Below are 18,069 nucleotides of genomic sequence, written 5' to 3' on the forward strand. Positions count from 1 at the left end.
CCCGGTGGTCCCCCCGAGCCGACGATCGGGGTGCGGCGGGGGACTCTCCCCGATGTCGTCGCTCCCCGCGACCGGCAGGCTCGACGCCATGAAGATCATGAATAGCCGGGCCGTGCTCGTCGCCACGACGCTCGGTGCCCTGCTCGCCGTCGCCGCCCCCGTACCGTCTCCCGCCTCCGCCGGTGACCGGCGCGGGGCTGCGGGCTGCCGACCCGGCACCCTCGACCCGACCCCCGTCCGGCAGGCGATAGCCGGGTTACCCGACGCCGACGCGACCAGCGCCCAGGTCCGGATCACCACCCCGGACGGCTGCTGGACCGGCAGCACCGGCGTGCGGGACCTGCGCGGCCAGACCCCCGTGCCGCCGCACGCCCGGTTCCGGGTCGGCAGCGTCACCAAGGCGTTCACCGCCGCCATCGTGCTGCAACTCGTGGCCGAGGGCCGGATCGACCTCGACGCGACGGTGCAACGGCTCCTCCCCGGGCTGCTCCCCGCCGACTACCCGCCGGTCAGCGTCCGGCAACTGCTCGACCACACCAGCGGCCTGCCCAGCCCACGCGTGCCGGACGACATCGAGTGGCAACTCGCCCACCGGTACGACAGGTGGACCCCACGACAGCTGGTCCGGCTCGGGCTGGACAACCCCCGCGAGTTCGACCCCGGCACGAGGCAGCACTACACCAACATGGGTTACATCGTCGCCGGGCTGCTCATCGAGAAGGTCACCGGCCGCCCGTACGCGACGGAACTGGACCGGCGCATCGCCCGACCGCTCGGCCTGAAGGACACGTACGCGCCGGGCGACGACCCGCGCATCCGGGGCCCGCACGCCCACGGCTACCAGGCCGTCGTCCGCGACGGTCGGACCGAACTGGTCGACGTCACCACCTGGAGCCAGACCTTCACCCCGGCCGCCGGCAACGTCATCTCCAGCCTGACCGACCTGGACACCTTCCTCACCGCGCTGTTCGCCGGCCGGGTGGTGCCGTCGGCCCAGCTCGGCACGATGTTCACCCTGCCGGGTGTCCCGGACGTCGGCGGCGGGCCGGCCCGCTACAGCGCCGGACTCACCGCGTTCCCGCTGCCCGACGGCGAAACCCTGTGGATCAAGACCGGTTCCCGGTACGGCTACCTCGCCGGGGTCGCCTCCACCCGCGACGGCCGGTTCCGGGTGGAGTACTCGATCACCAGCACCGACGCCAAGGGCGAGGAACTCAGCGCCACCGCCCAACGGGTGATCGCCGCCGCCCTGTCCCTGCTCTGAGGTGCCGCCCGGCGGTCGGGAGCCGGTCGGGCCGGCGGGGGTCGTCAGTCCGGGACGGTGATCCGGCCGTCGATCGCGGTGGCGGCGATGTCGTTGCGGTGGTGCGAGCCGGCCAGCTCGATGCCGCGTACCAGGGCGTAGGCGGCGTCGCGGGCGGCGGTCAGGTCCGGGCCGGTGGCCGTACCGCAGAGGACCCGGCCGCCGGCGGAGAGCAACGCGCCGTCGGCGGCCCGGCGGGCGGTGCCGGAGTGGATGACGCCCGGGTGGTCGGCGCCGGTGATCACGTCACCGGTACGCGGGGTGGCCGGGTAGCCCTCGGCGGCGACCACGACGGTGACGGCCGCGCCGTCCCGCCAGCGCAGCGGCGGGTGCGCGGCCAGCGTGCCCGTCGCGGCGGCGTGCAGCAGCCCGCCGAGCGGGGTCTCCAGCAGCGCCAGCACCACCTGGGTCTCCGGGTCGCCGAAGCGGGCGTTGAACTCGATCACCCGGGGGCCGGCGGCGGTGAGCGCCAGCCCGACGTAGAGCAGTCCGGCGAACGGGGTGCCCCGGCGGCGCATCTCGGCCAGCGTCGGGTGGACCACGTCAGCCATCACCTCGTCCACCAGGCCCGGCGGTGCCCACGGCAGCGGCGCGTACGCCCCCATGCCGCCGGTGTTCGGGCCGCTGTCGCCGTCGCCGGCCCGCTTGAAGTCCTGCGCCGGCAGCAGCGGTACGGCGGCCTCGCCGTCGGTCACCACGAACAGGGACACCTCGGGGCCGGAGAGGTACTCCTCGATCACCACCCGGCCGCACTCCTGCGCGTGCCGCAGCGCGGCGGCCCGGTCGTCGGTGACCACCACGCCCTTGCCGGCCGCCAGCCCGTCGTTCTTCACCACGTACGGCGTGCCGAACTCGTCCAACGCCCGTCCGACGCTCTCCGCGTCCGTGCAGGTGTACGCGCGGGCGGTCGGCACCCCGGCCGCCGTCATGACCTCCTTCGCGAAGGTCTTGGAGCCCTCCAACCGGGCCGCTGCGGCCGACGGACCGAAGACGGGGACGCCCTTGGCGCGTACCGCGTCGGCGACCCCCGCGACCAGCGGTGCCTCCGGCCCGATCACCACCAGGTCGGCACCGACCTCCACCGCCAACCCGGCCACCGCGGCGGGATCGACCGGATCGACCTGTCGCAGTTCCGCCACACCCGCGATCCCCGGGTTACCGGGCGCCGCGAACAGGACCTCGACAGCCGGATCCTCGACCAACCCCAGCGCGAGCGCATGCTCCCGCCCGCCACCACCCAGAAGAAGTACGCGCACGGCGACGAATCCTACCCACCACCCCCCTGCCCCCGCGCCGCCCCGCCCCCGCTCGCCCCCGCTCGCCCTCTCCCCGGCTCTCCCCCCGGCTCTCCCCGGTGATCAAGAGGTTTGCGTCACGTTGAAGATCAACTTTGACGCAAACCTCTTGATCAACTGACGCAAACCTCTTGATCACCGGCCGAGGGAGGGACGAGAGGAAGGGGAGGCGTGGGGCGGGAGCGGCGCGGCGTCGAGGGCCTAGGGGCGGGAGCGGGTGAGGGCCATGGCCTGACGGACGGTGTGCGGGATGTAGTCCGGGCGCAGCGCGTCGGACCAGGTGAACCGGAGCACCCGCCAACCCGCGTTGACCAGGAGATTCTGCCGGCGGCGGTCGGCGAACAGGGCTTCCGGGGTGCCGTGTGGGCCCGCCCCGTCGGCCTCGGCGATCAACCGCGCCGCCCGCCACCCGAGGTCACCGATGCCGAGCAGGTGACCGTCCCCGTCCCGGACCTCCTGTTGCAGCACGTCGGGCGGGACTCCACCGTCGATGCAGCGCAGCCGTGACCAGGTTTCCAGCGGCGACTGGGCGCGACCGTCCACCTCGGCGAGGTGACTGCGGGCGGCCGGGGCACCCCGGCGACCCCGGACGAGCGCCGGCGCGGTGGCCAGGTCATCCGGGGTGACGAGCCCCCGGTTCAGTGCCGAGTCGAGCACGGAAACCGCCGGGTACCGGTCGAGCCGGAGAATCATGTCCGTCACCGTGCGCAACGGCGAGGTCGCGGGGATGCCGGCCACGTCGACGACGTCGCCCGGGGCCACGGTGAACTGGTGGACGACGAGCGTGGGGTCGGTGTGCCGTTGCGGCCGGGGCCGGTCCACCGGCACCGACACGTGGACGGCGGGTCGGCGCGGCCCGGCGATGTCGTGCAGCGTGAGGGCGCTGTCGAGGACGGCGAAGGCTCCGGGGCCGAGGCTCGTCACCGCCGCCCGGATGCGGGCCCGCCGGGCGACCGCGTCCGGTGGCTGCCCGGCGGGGGCGTAACAGCCACGGGACAGTCGCGTCCACCGGCCGGAGCGGCAGAGCTGCCGGAGGTGGTCCCGGGTCAGCCCGGCCGCGAGGGCCTGCGTCGTGGTGACCAGGCCGTCCTGCCCGAGGGCGACCCGACGGAGAATTTCGAGCGGCATCACCCCGCCACCCTCACGCCCCACCCACCCCCACTTCCACCCCTGTGGATAACCCTGTGGACAACCCCCGGGTTTCCACAGGTGATCAAGAGGTTTGCGTCACCGGACGGCGAATCCGTGACGCAAACCTCTTGATCACCGGGGCCAGCGGGACGGGGCGCAGCGGGACGGGGAGGGGAGGGCGGAGGGGGCAGATCAGGGGAGGAGGGGGTGGCGGACGACGTTCTCCTCGCGGCCGGGGCCCACGCCCACCACGCTGACCCGGGTGCCGGTGATTTCCTCGATGCGGGCGATGTAGCGGCGGGCGTTGTCCGGCAGTTCGTCCTCGGTACGGGCCTTGCTGATGTCCTCCCACCAACCGTCGTGCTCTTCGTAGATCGGGGTGGCGTGGTGGAAGTCGGTCTGCGTCATCGGCATGTCGTCGAACCGCTCGCCGTTGATCTCGTACCCGACGCAGAGCGGGACCTTGGGCAGGCCGGTGAGCACGTCCAGCTTGGTGACGACCAGGTCGGTGACGCCGTTGAGGCGGCACGCGTACCGGGCCACGACGGCGTCGAACCAGCCGCAGCGGCGTTCCCGGCCGGTGGTGGTGCCGTACTCGTGGCCGACCTTGCGCAGGTGCTGGCCGTTGTCGTCGAACAGCTCGGTCGGGAACGGGCCCGACCCCACCCGCGTGGTGTACGCCTTGCTCACCGCGATCACCCTGTTGATCGCGGTGGGCGGGATGCCGGCACCCACGCACGCCCCACCGGCCGTCGGGTTCGACGAGGTCACGAACGGGTACGTGCCGTGGTCCATGTCCAGCATGGTGGCCTGGGCACCCTCCAGCAGCACCGTCTCGCCCCGGTCCAGGGCGTCCCAGAGCATCACCCGGGTCTCGGCGATGTACGGCCGCAGCCGCTCGGCGTACCGCAGGTACTCCTCGACGGTCTCGTCGACGTCGATCGCCTTGCGGTTGTAGACCTTGAACAGCAGCTGGTTCTTCTCGCGCAACGCGAGTTCCAGCTTCTTGCGCAGGATGCCCGGGTCGAGCAGGTCCTGGAGCCGGATGCCCATCCGGGCGACCTTGTCGCCGTACGCCGGGCCGATACCGCGCCCGGTGGTGCCGATCCGGGCCGAGCCGAGGTAGCGCTCCACCACCCGGTCCAGCGCCCGGTGGTGCGGCATGATCAGGTGCGCGTCGCCGGAGATCCGGAGCCGGGACACGTCCACCCCCCGCTCGGCGAGCCCGTCGATCTCGGCGAGCAGCACCTTCGGGTCGACCACCACCCCGTTGCCGATGACGATCATCGCGCTCGGGGAGAGCGCGCCTGACGGCATCAGGTGCAGCGCGTACTTCTGCCCGTCCGGCGTGATCACCGTGTGGCCGGCGTTGTTGCCGCCGGAGTAGCGCACGACGTAGTCGACCCGCTCACCCAGCAGGTCGGTAACCTTGCCCTTGCCCTCGTCGCCCCACTGAGCGCCGATGAGCACGATCGCTGGCATCTTGTCCGCCTCCAGAAGGCTCGGGTGCCAGGTGGCGACCGGTTGGCGAGCCCGGGGTGTCAGGCTAACAAGTAGAAACGGCGTGGCCGGCAGGGGTTCACGTCGCGAGGCAGGAGGCCCGGAGTGTACGACGTGGTGCTGCTCACCCTCGGCTCCGAGCGGGACGCTCCCGGCGGGGGCTGCGGCAGCGGCGACGCCTGCTGCGGCGGTGCTCCCGAGGCCACCGGGAAACCGGCCGGGCCGCAGGACGGTGAGCGCTGCGAGACGCCGCGCGTACCGGTGCTGACCTGCGCGGACGCGCTGACCGCGCGGGGCGCCCGGGTGGAGACCGTCGTCGCCCGCTCCGACGCCGAGGTCGACGAGGTGCTGGCCCGGCTGGACGCCCCGGCCCGCCCCGACGGCCTCGCCTGGCCCGACCCGGACAGCAAGGTCCGGCTGGTCGTCGCCGTCGCCAGCGACGCCCAGTTGCGCGCCGTCGTGCGTCGACTCGTCCGCCGGTACGCCCCACCGCCCAGCCGCCGTCCCGCCGAGTTGGCCGGGAACCGTACGGTGCCCGACCTGCCGCCGATCGGCGTACTCCCGCTCGATCCGGCCCGGGGTGGCCCGCACCGGGACCTGGCCGCGCAGCTCGGCCTGCCCCGGGACCCGGCGGCGGTGGCGGCGGCCGTGCTCGACGGCGGGGTACGCCGGCTCGACCTGCTGCGTAACGACGGCGGTTCGGTGACCCTGGACGGGGCGTTGCTCGGTGCCGCCGACGAGGCGGGCCGCCCGCTGCACTGGCGTGGCCGGGTCGAGGTGGACGACGCGGTGCTCTCCGACGGCGCGGACCCGATCCTGGCCTGCGCGATCGGCAACGCCGGCGGCTACGCCACCCTCGACTCGCTGCCGCTGCTCACCGCCCCCGACCCGGCCGACGGTCGGGTGGAGGTCGCGGTGGCCGTTCCCGTGCCGACCCGCCGGACGTTGGGTAGGAAGAAGAAGATCAGGTACGAGGTCCGTCGAGCCCGGGGCCGGGCGGTGGCGGTGATCCCCCGGGACGAGCGGGTGCCCTTCCTCGACGACGGCGTCGAGGGTGAGCTGAGCCGCAAGCGGTCCTGGTGGACCGAGCCCGGGGCCTGGGCGGTCTTCACCGGCTGACCGCTCCCCGCGTCCGTCACCCGGCGTAACGGGAACGGGACGGCCTATCCTCGGCGGGAGGAGTGGGGAGGATCCGTGGTGGACGACAACGCCGACCGGGCGGGGCAGCCCGGCCAGCAGCCGGGGCCGGAGCGGGACATCGAACCACTCTGGCCGCCCGATCCCGTCGAGCCGGTGCCGCACTGGGCCGCCGAGCCCACGCCGGTCTACCCGCCGACGGCGTACCCGTCGCTCGCGGCGGAGGTCGCGCCCCTGCCGCCCGACGGCGGCTGGGGCCCGCCCGGTGACGGCTGGGTGCCCGACCTGCCCGAGCCGACCCCCCCGACCCATCTTCCCCCTCGGTACGACGACTCCTCGAGGTACGACGGCTCCCCCGGCTACGACCCCCCACCCGGCTACGCCTCTCCCGGGTACGCCGCCCCGGCGGATCGTGGCGGCGCGGGCCGGCCGACCGCACCGGCCGGTGGAACGGGCCCGGGGCGGACCGGGCGGGTGGATCTCGACCTGCCGTTCACGCTGGACCCGTCGCTCGCCGGTCCACCGGCACCGCCGGCCCCCGTCGCCCCGTCGACCGCTGCCGCACCGCCGGCCGGGGGTGGTCACGGGGTCGGACCGTCCACGTCGGCTGCTCCGACGCCCCCGCCGAACAGCCCGTCCCACCCCGCCCCACCATCCCCTCCGCGCAACGGGAGCGTCGTGGCCCACGGAGATGACCCGACCGAGTTGAATCTTGGAAAGTTCGGGCCCCCGGCGGGGCCGAAATCCTCCAAGATGCCGGAGGCCGACCCGGCAGTCGTGGCGGCGGTGCCGGCACAGTCCACGGGGCGGGGCGAGTCGCCCTGGGCGTTGCCGCCCCAACGGCTCTCCACCGGTATCGACGAGCCCGACCGGGCCACCGGTCCGGCCACCGCACCGGTACGCGGGGTCGGCCATCCGCAGGCAGCGGCCCCTGGACCCGGCGGGCCGGTGCACGTGCCCGGTGGGCGGGAACAGGAGCCAGGTGGGTCGACGCACCTGCCCGGTGGACAGCACGAGCCCACGGGCCGCGCCGCCGTCGGGCCGCAGCCGGCCCCGGAGCATCCGACCGCAGCCGACGGCACGCCCCACCCGGCACCCGCCGGACCGCCACCGCCCCCTCCGGCCGCCGCCGGCCCCGGCGTCCCGGGAGGGTTCCGACCCGAGGACACCGGCCCGGACCGACCGGAACCGACGGCACCGGGCTGGACCGAACCGGGCGAACCGACGGCACCGGGCCGGCCCGAGCCGACCGCAGCGGGACCGGCCGACACCCGGTTCGATCCGCCCGGAACCGGGTCGGCAGTTCCCGGCCCGCTCCGACCGGAGTCGACGGACCCCGGCGGCCCCGGGCTGCCCACCCAGCCGGCACCCGGCCTGTCCCTGCCCGAGCCGCCGGAAGCCGGCCTGCCACTGCCCGAACGGCCGGAGCCTGGTCTCTCCCGGCCCGAGCCGCCAGCGCCTGACCTGTCGCTGCCCGAGCCGTGGGAATCCGGCCTGTCGCTGCCCGAACAGCCGGTCCACGGGTACCCGGCACCGGGACAGCAACCCGGACCCGGCCAGCCGGTGCCCGGACCGCACCAGGCAGCAGGGCAGCAGACCGGACCCCAGCAGGCGGCGGGCCAGGCGGCTCCGGGGCCGCAACCGGCAGCGGAACCACCCGCGCCGGGGCAGCAGGTCGCCGGTGGGTGGTACCGGCCGTCCTGGCCGGAGCCGTCGACCTCCGGCGGGACGCCCCCGCCCACGCCGGTCTATCCCGATCCGCTCTCGCCGGCCGGCTACCCCGAGATGGGATGGTCGCCGGAGAGCGGGATCGCGCCGACCGCCGAGGACTTCGCCCGCCGCCGGCAGATCCGACCGGCCGAGCCGATCGCCACGATGGGCGTCCGGGCCATGGTGAACAAGATCGGCCTGGTGAAGCTCCCCCCGGGGCAGCACGAGCAGGAGGTGAAGCGGGACATCGAGATGGTGCGCCGCAACTTCGGCGGGCTGCGCCAGGTGACCGTGGTCAATCCCAAGGGTGGGGCCGGCAAGACGGTGGCCATCCTGCTGCTCGCGATGACCTTCGGGCAGAAGCGCGGGGGTTACGTGCTGGCCTGGGACAACAACGAGACCCAGGGGACCCTGGGGATGCGGGCGCAGCAGGACTTCCACTCCCGTACGGTGCGCGACATGCTGCGGGACCTCGGGCAGTTCCAGGGGCCGCACGGCCGGATCGGCGACCTGTCGCAGTACGTCCGCTCGCAGGGCGAGGGGATGTTCGACGTGCTCGCCTCGGACGAGTCGGCCACCGGGGGCGAGATGCTGACGGCGGCGGCTTTCGCCGAGATCCGCGAGGTGGTGAGCCGGTTCTACAAGTTGATCTTCGTGGACACCGGGAACAACGTCCGGGCGCAGAACTGGCAGGCCGCGATGGACGCCACCGACCAGTTGGTGGTGACCATGTCGGCCCGTAACGACTCGGCGGAGACGGCCGCCCGGATGCTCGACCACCTGGAGCAGAGCGGCCGGCACCGGCTGGTCCGGCAGGCGGTGACGGTGGTGTCGATGCCCCCGTCGCGCAAGGAGATCGACCTGCCGGCCATCCAGGAGCACTTCGCCGCCCGGACGAGGGCGGTGCTGCTCGCGCCGTACGAGCGGCTGATCGACACCGGCGAGCCGATCCGGTACGGCGGGCTCTCCTCGGCCACCCGGGACGCCTGGCTGAAGATCGCGGCGGCGGTGGCCGAGGGGCTCTGACCGGCCCGGGAAACGGCGACACGGGAAACGGCGGCACCACGCAGGAAACGGCGACGCCGGCCCACCCCGCACGAACTGTCGGGGCGGGCCGGCGTCGACCGGTCGGTCAGGCGCTGGCGAGGGCGTCCCCGGCGGCCGGGTCGCAGTCGCGGAGGAACTGGGCGCAGCGGGCGGCCTCGTCCGCCTCGCCGATCTCCCCGGCCGCCCGGGACAGGACGTAGAGGCAGCGCAGGAAGCCCCGGTTCGGGGTGTGCGACCAGGGGACCGGGCCGTGCCCCTTCCAGCCGCTGCGCCGCAACTGGTCCAGGCCACGGTGGTAACCGGTACGGGCGTACGCGTACGCCGCGACCACCTGGCCACCGTCCAGGGCCCGGGTGGCCAGCGCCGCCCAGGCCGCACTGTGGGTCGGGAAGCGGGCCGCGACCTCGGCGTACGCCTCGTCGGTGCCCTGCTCCGCGGCGGCGGCCAGCGCGGCGTCCGCGTCGTCGTGCGCGGGCAGGAGGGTGGCCGGAGGCTCAGGCAACAGGTTCTGCATCGCCCCATTCAACCCGCTTCGCCCCGGGGGGCGCGAGGGGGTCGGGTGGGTACGCTGGCTGAACGGTGGAGGTCTACGCCACGTCGGGGACCCTGGCGGGTGAACCCTCGGCCCCGTCGGGTGAACCCTCGGCGGACCGTACCGGCCCTGCGGCCCATGCCACCCGAAGATATTTTCCACTACAACTATTGGTCCGGAGCCTCCCCAGGACCCGGTTACGCAGGAGCCCGGCGACCTCGGTCGCCGGGCTTCTGTCGTCGGTACCCCTGCCCCGGTGCACGGTGGCGGGGTGGGGGCAGGATGGCGGGGTGCCCACCCCACCTCCGGCGGACGTCATCGCGCCGCACGACACCAGTCATGACGAGATCGAGACCCGGGCCGAGTTCGACAGGCACCTGGCCGCCGACAGCCTCGCCGGGCTGACCGTGCAGGGGCTCCGCCTCGACCTCGACCCGGTGCCCGACCTGACCGCCTCCGACGTGACCGGCACCCTCTTCGTGGGCTGCCGCTTCGCCGGCCGGGAGGTCGGCGCGGACCTGGTCCGGCGCGGGGCGAACGTGGTGCCGCCCTTCTCCGGCCTGCCGTACCCGACCCAGCCGGCCCACCTCTACACCCCGACCGACCTGGCCGAGGGGTTCGCCGCCGCCGGGTTCGCCGGGATGTACGACACCCGGGTCTACGAGCATTTCCGCGCCCACGGTGGCGCCCTGCCCGACGTGAAGGAGGCCCTCGGCCAGCGGCTGCACGACCACGGTGTGGACAACGCACTGGCCGACGCGACCCGGACCTGGCTGTCCACCCACGGGCCGCAGTCGGTGGTGGGGGTGATGGGCGGGCACGCGGTGCCGCGCGGCAGTGTGCCGTACCGGATGGCGGCGGTGCTGGGCTGGGAGCTGGCGCGGGCCGACCGGCTGGTGGTGACCGGCGGCGGGCCCGGGGTGATGGAGGCGGCCAACCTGGGCGCGTTCCTGTCGGCCTGGCCGGCCCAGGAGCTGAACACGGCGATCGACCTGCTGGCGGTGGCCCCCGACTTCACCGACCACGACCGCTACACGGCCGCCGCGCTGGCGGTGCGGGACCGCTACACGGCGACCGTGCCGCAGCAGCGCGGCCCCGGGCTGGACTGGGCCCGTTCCGGTGGGCTGGCCATCCCCACCTGGCTGTACGGGCACGAACCGGCGAACCTGTTCGCCGGGCGGATCGCGAAGTACTTCTCCAACGCCATCCGGGAGGACACCATCCTGCGGCTGGCCCGGGGCGGGATCGTCTTCGCGCCCGGCCGGGCCGGCACCGTGCAGGAGGTGTTCCAGGCGGCCACGAAGACGTACTACGGCACGGACGGGGCGAGCGGGGCGTACGTCTTCCTGGACCGGGCGTACTGGACGCGGGAGCTGCCGATCGAGTCGTTGCTGCGGCCGTTGTTCGCCGGGTCGCCGTTCGGTGACCTGTCCGGCAGCATCCACCTCACCGACGACGTACGGGAGGCCGTCCGGGTGCTCACCGCGACCGCCTGACGTCCGGCCCGGCTGGCCGGGCTCCGACGGCGACGGCCGGCCCCCGGGTGGGGAGCCGGCCGTCGACGGGGTACGTCAGGGTCACTTCATCCGGGTGCCGGTGGAGCGCAGGTGCTCGCACGCCTCGACGACCCGGGCGGCGAGACCGGCCTCGGCCAGCTTGCCCCAGGTACGCGGGTCGTACTGCTTCTTGTTGCCGACCTCGCCGTCGATCTTGAGTACGCCGTCGTAGTTGCGGAACATGTGGTCCGCGACGGGCCGGGTGAAGGCGTACTGGGTGTCGGTGTCGATGTTCATCTTCACGACGCCGTAGTCGAGCGCCTCCCGGATCTCCTCAAGCAGCGAGCCGGAGCCGCCGTGGAAGACCAGGCTGAGCGGCTTGTCCTTGCCGTACTTGGCGCCGACCGCCTCCTGGATCTGGTTGAGGATCTCCGGCCGGAGCTTGACGTTGCCCGGCTTGTAGACGCCGTGCACGTTGCCGAAGGTCAGCGCCGCCATGTAGCGGCCCTTCTCGCCCAGGCCGAGCGCCTCGACCATGGCCAGGCCGTCCTCGACGGTGGTGTAGAGCTTGTCGTTGATGGCGTTCTCGACGCCGTCCTCCTCGCCACCGACGACGCCGACCTCGATCTCCAGGACGATCTTGCCCTTGGCGGCCTCGTCGAGGAGCTGGGCGGCGATCTCCAGGTTCTCCGCCACCGGCACGGCCGAACCGTCCCACATGTGCGACTGGAACAGCGGCTCCTGGCCGCCCTTCACCCGCTCCTGGGAGATGGCCATCAGCGGCCGGACGAACCCGTCCAGCTTGTCCTTCGGGCAGTGGTCGGTGTGCAGCGCGATGTTGACCGGGTACTTCTTGGCCACCTCGTGCGCGTACGCGGCGAACGCCACCGCGCCGGTCACCATGTCCTTGACCGACGGGCCGGACAGGTACTCCGCGCCACCGGTGGAGACCTGGATGATGCCGTCGCTCTCCGCGTCGGCGAAGCCCTTCAGCGCCGCGTTCAGGGTCTGCGACGAGGTCACGTTGATCGCGGGGTACGCGTACCGGCCGGCCTTGGCCCGGTCCAGCATCTCCGCGTAAGCCTCGGGGGAAGCGATGGGCATGGGGAACGCTCCTTACTTACCGCTCTCGGCCACGCTGGCCGCTGTCTTCCATGGGTGCGCCGGACCGCGCTGTCCACCGTCGGCAGTATCCCGTAGGAGGCGTCGGCGGACACAACCGCCCCGGTGACCGTCCACCGGTCGGCCTCACCGGGCCTCCCGGCCGTCCGGCACGGCGACGCTGATCAGCCAGGTCACCACGGCCATCACGATGGCCCCCCAGAAGGCCGCCCAGAAACCGTCCACCCGGAACGACAGGTCGACCGCGCGCGCGATCCGGTCGGTCAGCAGGAACAGCAGGGCGTTCACCACCAGCGCGAACAGCCCGAGGGTGAGCAGGTAGAACACGCAACCGACCACCTTGATCACCGGTTTGAGCACCGCGTTGACCACGCCGAAGATCAGCGCCACCACGAGCAGGGTGAACGCGGTGTTCGCGCCGTTGCGCCCGGAGACGTCGACCCCCGGCACGATCAGCGTGGTGACCCACAGCGCGATCGCCGTGATCACCAACCGGATCAGGAAGCCCACCGACCCATCCTGACACCGCCCGGCGTCCCCGGTGGGACGTTCCCGCGTTCCCGCGCCCACCGGGCGACCTCCCGCACCAGCCCGTACGGTGGGGTGGACAGGCCGCCGCATCCAGGGAGGGACGATGGGTCAGCCCGACGAGGAGTTCACCCCGAGCGACCACCTCGACCCGCAGGAACGCGACCTGGAGGCCGAGCCGGCCGACGCGGTCGAGCAGGCCGCCGTGATCGGCCCGGACGAGACCGACGCCGAGCCGCACCGGGGCCTGGAGGTCGACGACTGGGACGCCATGGAGCAGGCCCGGGTGGTCACCGCCGACGAGGACGACTACCGCTGACGGTGCGGGCCCGACCGGCCGGGCAGGGACGGCTCTCCAGCAGGCTTCCGGTGACCCTGGACCGGCAGGCCCGCTCCGGCAGCAGGATCGACAGCTACGTCGACTGGTGGACCAGGGACGACTGGAAGCTGATCATCGACAACCCCGCCTATCCACTTCCGCCGGGCAGGCCCGGCACCGGAGGGAAGCTGGAACTGGTCGAGGTGCGGACGGCCCGGCAGGCGTCCGTGCCGCAGACCGACGTCGACCGGTGGAACAGCTTCACCGTCGTCGGCCTGAACGTCGGCGGTGACAATCCGGCCGATGTGGCCGCCAACGGTGCCAGCGCCAGCGGCAAGGTGGGCGACCGGGTCGAGGTACGGGTCGGCTGGACCAACCTGGGCCCGGCCACCGTCCAGACGTGGCGGCTCAGCGGACCGTTCGTGACGGTCGAGATCCCGAAGGGCACCGAGGCGGTCGAGGTCTCCGGGGAGTGCGCCCCGTACGACCGGAACGACGAGAAGTCGTGGAACCCGTGGGAGCACGGCGGTGAACCCGGGGCGGACCTCTACGGCTGCCTCGCCGCAGGCGACCCGGCCGCGAACGACCGGGCCACGCTCGTCGTCAAGTCCGGCGTCGCCGGACCGGGCGGAGTCGGCGGTGGTGACGGTGAGGATGACGGTGGCACCCTGCCGATCACCGGTCAGTCCGTCACCCTGGTCGCCGGTGCCGGTGCCCTGCTGGTCGCGGCGGGCGTCGCCGGCTTCGTGGTGACCCGTCGCCGCCGGACCCGCTTCACGGCCTGACCCCCGCCGGTACCCCTGGCTGCGAGCGGCCCGAGGGGAATCAGGACGACGCCGGATCGGCCGCGCTGGGATCATGGGCGCGTGCTGCTCACCCTGACCACCACCCACCAGCCGGCGACCGATCTCGGTTACCTGCTGGTCAAGCACCCCGACCGGGTGCAGGAGTTCGACCTGCCGACGGGCACCGCGCACGTCTTCTACCCGGAGGCGACAGCGCGGCGGTGCACGGCCGCCCTGCTGGTCGAGGTCGACCCACAGCGTCTCGGGGTGGGTCGGAAGCGGGCGGCGTCCACACCGGAGAGTTTCACCCTCGGGCAGTACGTCAACGACCGCGCCTACGCCGCGTCCAGCCTGCTCTCCTCCGCGCTGTCGACGGTGTTCCGGTCCGCGCTGCGCGGGGTGTCCCGGGACCGTCCGGAGCTGGCCGGCTCGGCGATCCCGCTGAGCATCCGGGTGCCGGTGCTGCGCTGCCGGGGCGGCGCGGAGCTGGCGGTACGGCTGTTCGCCCCGCTGGGCTGGGCGGTCACCGCAGCCCCGCTCCCGCTCGACGAGCAGCACCCCGAATGGGGTGACAGCCGGTACGTCGACCTCTGCCTGTCCGGCACGGTCCGGCTCGCCGACGCCCTCAACCACCTGTACGTCCTGCTGCCGGTGCTGGACGACGCCAAGCACTACTGGGTCGCCCCGGACGAGATCGACAAGTTGCTGCGGGCCGGGGCGGGTTGGCTCGCCGACCACCCGGAGCGGGCGCTGATCACCCGGCGTTACCTGGCCCACCGGCGGGCGTTGGCCGGGCAGGCGATGGCCCGGCTGGCCGAGTTGCGGCTGGCCGACGTGCCCGTGCCGGACGACAGTGTCGACGGGTCCACCGGCCCGGCGGACGGCGCGACGGCGGTGGCCGACCCCCGGCGGGCGTCCCTGGCGGTACGGCGGCGTGAGGCGGTACTCGCCGCGCTGGCGGCCAGCGGGGCGAGCCGGGTGGTGGACCTGGGCTGTGGCGGCGGCGCGCTGCTCACCGGGCTGCTCGCCGACCGGCGTTACACCGAGGTGGTGGGCGTGGACGTCTCCGCCCAGGCGCTGACCGTGGCCGCCCGCCGGCTGCGGCTGGACCGGTTGCCGCAGCGGCAGCAGGACCGGGTCCGGCTGTGGCAGTCGGCGCTGACCTACCGGGACGACCGGTTGCGCGGCTACGACGCGGCGGTGCTGATGGAGGTCGTCGAGCACCTGGACCCGGCCCGGCTGCCCGCGCTGGAGGACGCCGTGCTGGGTCACGCCCGGCCGGCCACGGTCGTGGTGACCACCCCGAACGCGGAGTACAACGTGCGTTACGAGGGGCTGCCGGCGGGTCGGTTCCGGCACCCCGACCACCGGTTCGAGTGGACCCGTGCCGAGTTCGCGGCGTGGGTCGGGCGGGTGGCCGCCGACCACGGTTACACGGCCACGATCAGCGGGATCGGTGACCACGACCCCGAGCTGGGCCACCCCACCCAGCTCGCCGTCCTCACCGCCGTGGGCAGCCAGGAGACGACCCGATGACCATCCTCGACATTCCCGAACTCGCCCTGGTGGCGCTGGTCGGCGTCTCCGGCTCGGGCAAGTCCACCTTCGCCGCCCGGCACTTCGCGCCCAGTCAGGTGCTCGCCTCGGACGCGTTCCGGGCGATGGTCGCCGACGACGAGAACGACCAGTCCGCCTCGGCCGACGCGTTCGGGGCGCTGCACCACGTGGCGGGGGTCCGGCTGCGGCGGGGCCGGCTCACCGTGGTCGACGCGACGAACCTCCAGCCGCACGCCCGCGCCGGGCTGGTGCAGGTGGCCCGGGACCACGACGTGTTCCCGGTGGCGATCGTGCTGGACGTGCCGGAGGCGTTGGCCTGGGAACGGACCCAGGCCCGCGCCGACCGGACGCACGGCCGGCAGGTACTGGCCCGGATGCAGCGTGACCTGCGCCGGTCGTACGGGCAGTTGACCCGGGAGGGGTTCCGCAGGGTGCACGTGCTGCGCGGGGTCGAGGAGATCGACGCCGCGCGGATCCGCCTGGAGAGGCTGTTCAACGACCGGCGGGAGCTGACCGGGCCGTTCGACATCGTCGGTGACGTGCACGGCTGCCGGGCGGAGCTGGAGGCGCTGCTGGTGCGGCTGGGCTTCGTGCTGCACCGCGACGACGCGGGTCGCCCGGTGGACGCGGTGCACCCGGCTGGTCGTACCGCCGTCTTCGTGGGTGACCTGGTGGACCGCGGCCCGGACTCCCCCGGCGTGCTGCGCCTGGTGATGGGCATGGTGGCGGCCGGGCACGCGATCTGCGTGCCGGGCAACCACGAGCACAAGTTGCTGCGCAAGCTGCGTGGCCAGGACGTCAAGCTCACCCACGGCCTGGCCGAGACGATGGAGCAGCTCGACGCCGAGGACCCGGCGTTCGTGGCCGGGGTGGCGACCTTCATCGACGGCCTGGTCAGCCACTTCGTGCTGGACGGCGGCCGGCTGGTGGTGGCGCACGCCGGCCTGAAGGAGGCCTACCACGGCCGCGCGTCGGGCCGGGTCCGTTCGTTCGCGCTCTGGGGCGAGACCACCGGCGAGACCGACGAGTACGGCCTGCCGGTGCGCTACCCGTGGGCGCGCGACTACCGGGGCTCGGCGACGGTCGTGTACGGGCACACCCCGACCCCGACCCCGGAATGGGTCAACAACACCATCTGCGTCGACACCGGCTGCGTCTTCGGCGGGAAGCTCACCGCGCTGCGCTACCCGGAGCGGGAGCTGATCTCGGTCGACGCCCAGCGGGAGTGGTACGCCCCGGCCCGGCCGCTGGTCAGCACCCCGAGCCGCTCGGACACGGTGCTCGACCTGGCCGACGTGACCGGGCGGCGGCACCTGGAACACGCCTACGGCAAGCTGACCGTGCCGGCGGAGAACGCCGCCGCCGCGCTGGAGGTGATGAGCCGGTTCGCGGTGGACCCGGGTCGGCTGGTCTGGCTGCCGCCGACGATGGCGCCCTGCTCGACGTCGACCGTGCCGGGGTTCCTGGAGCACCCGACGCAGGCGTTCGACGACTACCGGTCGGCCGGCGTGCAGCGGGTGGTGTGCGAGGAGAAGCACATGGGTTCCCGCGCGGTGGTGCTGGTCGAGCGGGAACCGGGCCCGTTCGGCGGTGGGGTGGTGCACACCCGTACCGGCCGGCCGTTCTTCGGTCCGCCGCTGGACGGGGAGCTGCTGGACCGGGTCCGGGCGGCGGTCGGCGCGGCCGGGTTGTGGGACGAGTTGGGCACCGACCGGCTGCTGCTGGACTGTGAGCTGCTGCCCTGGTCGGCGAAGGCGGGTGGGCTGATCCGTGAGCAGTACGCCGGGGTCGGGGCGGCCGGTCGGGCGGCGCTGCCGGCGGCCCTCGCCGCGCTGGACGCGGCGGCGGCCCGGGGCCTGCCGGTGGCCGCGCTGCGGGACCGGATGGCGGCCCGGCGGGTCGAGGTCGAGGGCTACTCGGCGGCGTACCGCGCGTACGTGGCACCCACCGAGGGGCTGCGCGGGGTGACCCTGGCGCCGTTCGCGGTGCTGGCCGGGGCGACGCTGACCTTCACCGGCCGGGACCACGGTTGGCACCTGGCGTTGGCCGACCGGCTCTGCGCGGCCGACCCGGAGTTCTTCACGCCGACCCGGCGGCAGGTGGTTGAGCTGGCCGACGAGGCGTCGGTGGCGGTAGCCACCGGGTGGTGGTTGACGCTGACCGGGGCCGGTGGCGAGGGGATGGTGGTCAAGCCGTACGCCGGGCCGGCCGCCCGGTCGGCGCGCGGTTCGCTGCTCCAGCCGGGCATCAAGTGCCGGGGACGGGAGTACCTGCGGATCATCTACGGTCCCGGCTACACCGATCCGGCCCAGCTCACCGCGCTGCGTCGCCGGTCGCTGGGGCGCAAGCGGGGCCTGGCGCTGCGCGAGCACGCGCTCGGCCTGGCCGCCCTGGACGCCTACGCCGCCGACGCGCCGCTGTGGCGTCGGCACGAGCTGGTATTCGCGATCCTGGCCTGCGAGTCGGAGCCGGTCGACCCCCGGCTCTGACGGTGGGCGACGCCCACCGTCGTCCCGACGGCTCGGCAGACCGTGGCCGTTGCGGTGGAGTCGCCGATCGTTCGGCCCGTTCGGCCCACTGCCCGGCCGAGCGGGGCGGTCACCGCCC

At 73.8% G+C, this 18,069-nt stretch carries 14 protein-coding genes; 8 read left to right on the forward strand and 6 right to left on the reverse strand.

The window, feature by feature from the left end; genetic code table 11:
- The first annotated feature begins 88 nt into the window (after positions 1-88).
- The gene (locus H1A17_RS03340) at positions 89-1,264 is read left to right on the forward strand and encodes a serine hydrolase (RefSeq protein ID WP_228542842.1); all 1,176 of its coding nucleotides are present in this window, start codon (positions 89-91) and stop codon (positions 1,262-1,264) included.
- A 44-nt stretch (positions 1,265-1,308) separates the two neighbouring features.
- On the opposite strand, the gene purD is transcribed toward H1A17_RS03340, so the two are convergent.
- From purD to H1A17_RS03355, 3 genes are all read right to left on the reverse strand, one after another.
- Entirely contained in the window at positions 1,309-2,559 is a 1,251-nt protein-coding gene (gene purD / locus H1A17_RS03345; protein WP_145917302.1) for a phosphoribosylamine--glycine ligase, read from the reverse strand.
- Between the two features lie 240 nt (positions 2,560-2,799).
- Positions 2,800-3,726, reverse strand: coding sequence for a type IV toxin-antitoxin system AbiEi family antitoxin domain-containing protein (locus H1A17_RS03350; RefSeq protein ID WP_194821033.1), 927 nt, complete (start codon positions 3,724-3,726; stop codon positions 2,800-2,802).
- 195 nt (positions 3,727-3,921) lie between these two features.
- Entirely contained in the window at positions 3,922-5,211 is a 1,290-nt protein-coding gene (locus tag H1A17_RS03355; RefSeq protein ID WP_145917300.1) for an adenylosuccinate synthase, read from the reverse strand.
- Between the two features lie 123 nt (positions 5,212-5,334).
- Between H1A17_RS03355 and H1A17_RS03360 the strand changes: the two genes are divergently transcribed.
- Complete coding sequence (locus H1A17_RS03360; RefSeq protein WP_145917299.1) at positions 5,335-6,348, forward strand: hypothetical protein; 1,014 nt, start codon at positions 5,335-5,337, stop codon at positions 6,346-6,348.
- A gap of 1,014 nt (positions 6,349-7,362) precedes the next feature.
- On the forward strand, positions 7,363-9,102 hold the full coding sequence (locus H1A17_RS03365) for a chromosome partitioning protein (protein WP_375372786.1): 1,740 nt from the start codon (positions 7,363-7,365) through the stop codon (positions 9,100-9,102).
- Positions 9,103-9,208: 106 nt separating this feature from the next.
- Here the strand turns inward: H1A17_RS03365 and H1A17_RS03370 are convergent, their stop codons facing one another.
- Positions 9,209-9,637, reverse strand: coding sequence for a DUF3151 domain-containing protein (locus H1A17_RS03370; RefSeq protein ID WP_145917298.1), 429 nt, complete (start codon positions 9,635-9,637; stop codon positions 9,209-9,211).
- A gap of 308 nt (positions 9,638-9,945) precedes the next feature.
- Here H1A17_RS03370 and H1A17_RS03375 point away from each other — a divergent pair, with 308 nt between their 5' ends.
- A complete protein-coding gene (locus H1A17_RS03375; RefSeq protein ID WP_194821034.1) occupies positions 9,946-11,151 on the forward strand; it encodes an LOG family protein in 1,206 nt (401 codons plus the stop codon).
- An 81-nt stretch (positions 11,152-11,232) separates the two neighbouring features.
- On the opposite strand, the gene fbaA is transcribed toward H1A17_RS03375, so the two are convergent.
- Together fbaA and H1A17_RS03385 are read right to left on the reverse strand one after the other, a co-directional pair.
- Entirely contained in the window at positions 11,233-12,255 is a 1,023-nt protein-coding gene (gene fbaA, locus H1A17_RS03380; protein WP_088641929.1) for a class II fructose-bisphosphate aldolase, read from the reverse strand.
- Between the two features lie 144 nt (positions 12,256-12,399).
- Positions 12,400-12,783 (reverse strand): phage holin family protein, encoded by a 384-nt coding sequence (locus H1A17_RS03385; RefSeq protein ID WP_145917296.1) that lies wholly within the window; start codon positions 12,781-12,783, stop codon positions 12,400-12,402.
- A gap of 124 nt (positions 12,784-12,907) precedes the next feature.
- On the opposite strand from H1A17_RS03385, the gene H1A17_RS03390 reads away from it, so the two are divergent.
- The 4 genes from H1A17_RS03390 (at position 12,908) to H1A17_RS03405 (ending at position 17,951) form a co-directional block, all read left to right on the forward strand.
- On the forward strand, positions 12,908-13,120 hold the full coding sequence (locus H1A17_RS03390) for a hypothetical protein (RefSeq protein WP_194821035.1): 213 nt from the start codon (positions 12,908-12,910) through the stop codon (positions 13,118-13,120).
- 2 nt (positions 13,121-13,122) lie between these two features.
- Positions 13,123-13,905, forward strand: a complete 783-nt coding sequence (locus H1A17_RS35460; RefSeq protein WP_194821036.1) for an LPXTG cell wall anchor domain-containing protein — start codon at positions 13,123-13,125, stop codon at positions 13,903-13,905.
- Between the two features lie 81 nt (positions 13,906-13,986).
- The gene (locus H1A17_RS03400) at positions 13,987-15,441 is read left to right on the forward strand and encodes a 3' terminal RNA ribose 2'-O-methyltransferase Hen1 (protein ID WP_194821037.1); all 1,455 of its coding nucleotides are present in this window, start codon (positions 13,987-13,989) and stop codon (positions 15,439-15,441) included.
- Positions 15,438-17,951, forward strand: coding sequence for a polynucleotide kinase-phosphatase (locus H1A17_RS03405; RefSeq protein ID WP_194821038.1), 2,514 nt, complete (start codon positions 15,438-15,440; stop codon positions 17,949-17,951). The genes H1A17_RS03400 and H1A17_RS03405 overlap by 4 nt, the downstream gene beginning before the upstream one ends.
- Positions 17,952-18,069 lie beyond the last annotated feature (118 nt).

This window comes from Micromonospora sp. S-DT3-3-22 (genome assembly GCF_015354745.1).
GTDB classification, from domain to species: domain Bacteria; phylum Actinomycetota; class Actinomycetes; order Mycobacteriales; family Micromonosporaceae; genus Micromonospora; species Micromonospora wenchangensis.

What these genes read in the sequence shown, in the direction of transcription:
- H1A17_RS03340 (WP_228542842.1), top strand. Translation starts at nt 89, where the DNA reads ATGAAGATCATGAATAGCCGGGCCGTGCTCGTCGCCACGACGCTCGGT.
- H1A17_RS03350 (WP_194821033.1), bottom strand. Translation starts at nt 3,726, where the DNA reads ATGCCGCTCGAAATTCTCCGTCGGGTCGCCCTCGGGCAGGACGGCCTG.
- H1A17_RS03355 (WP_145917300.1), bottom strand. Translation starts at nt 5,211, where the DNA reads ATGCCAGCGATCGTGCTCATCGGCGCTCAGTGGGGCGACGAGGGCAAG.
- H1A17_RS03370 (WP_145917298.1), bottom strand. Translation starts at nt 9,637, where the DNA reads ATGCAGAACCTGTTGCCTGAGCCTCCGGCCACCCTCCTGCCCGCGCAC.
- fbaA (WP_088641929.1), bottom strand. Translation starts at nt 12,255, where the DNA reads ATGCCCATCGCTTCCCCCGAGGCTTACGCGGAGATGCTGGACCGGGCC.
- H1A17_RS03390 (WP_194821035.1), top strand. Translation starts at nt 12,908, where the DNA reads ATGGGTCAGCCCGACGAGGAGTTCACCCCGAGCGACCACCTCGACCCG.
- H1A17_RS03405 (WP_194821038.1), top strand. Translation starts at nt 15,438, where the DNA reads ATGACCATCCTCGACATTCCCGAACTCGCCCTGGTGGCGCTGGTCGGC.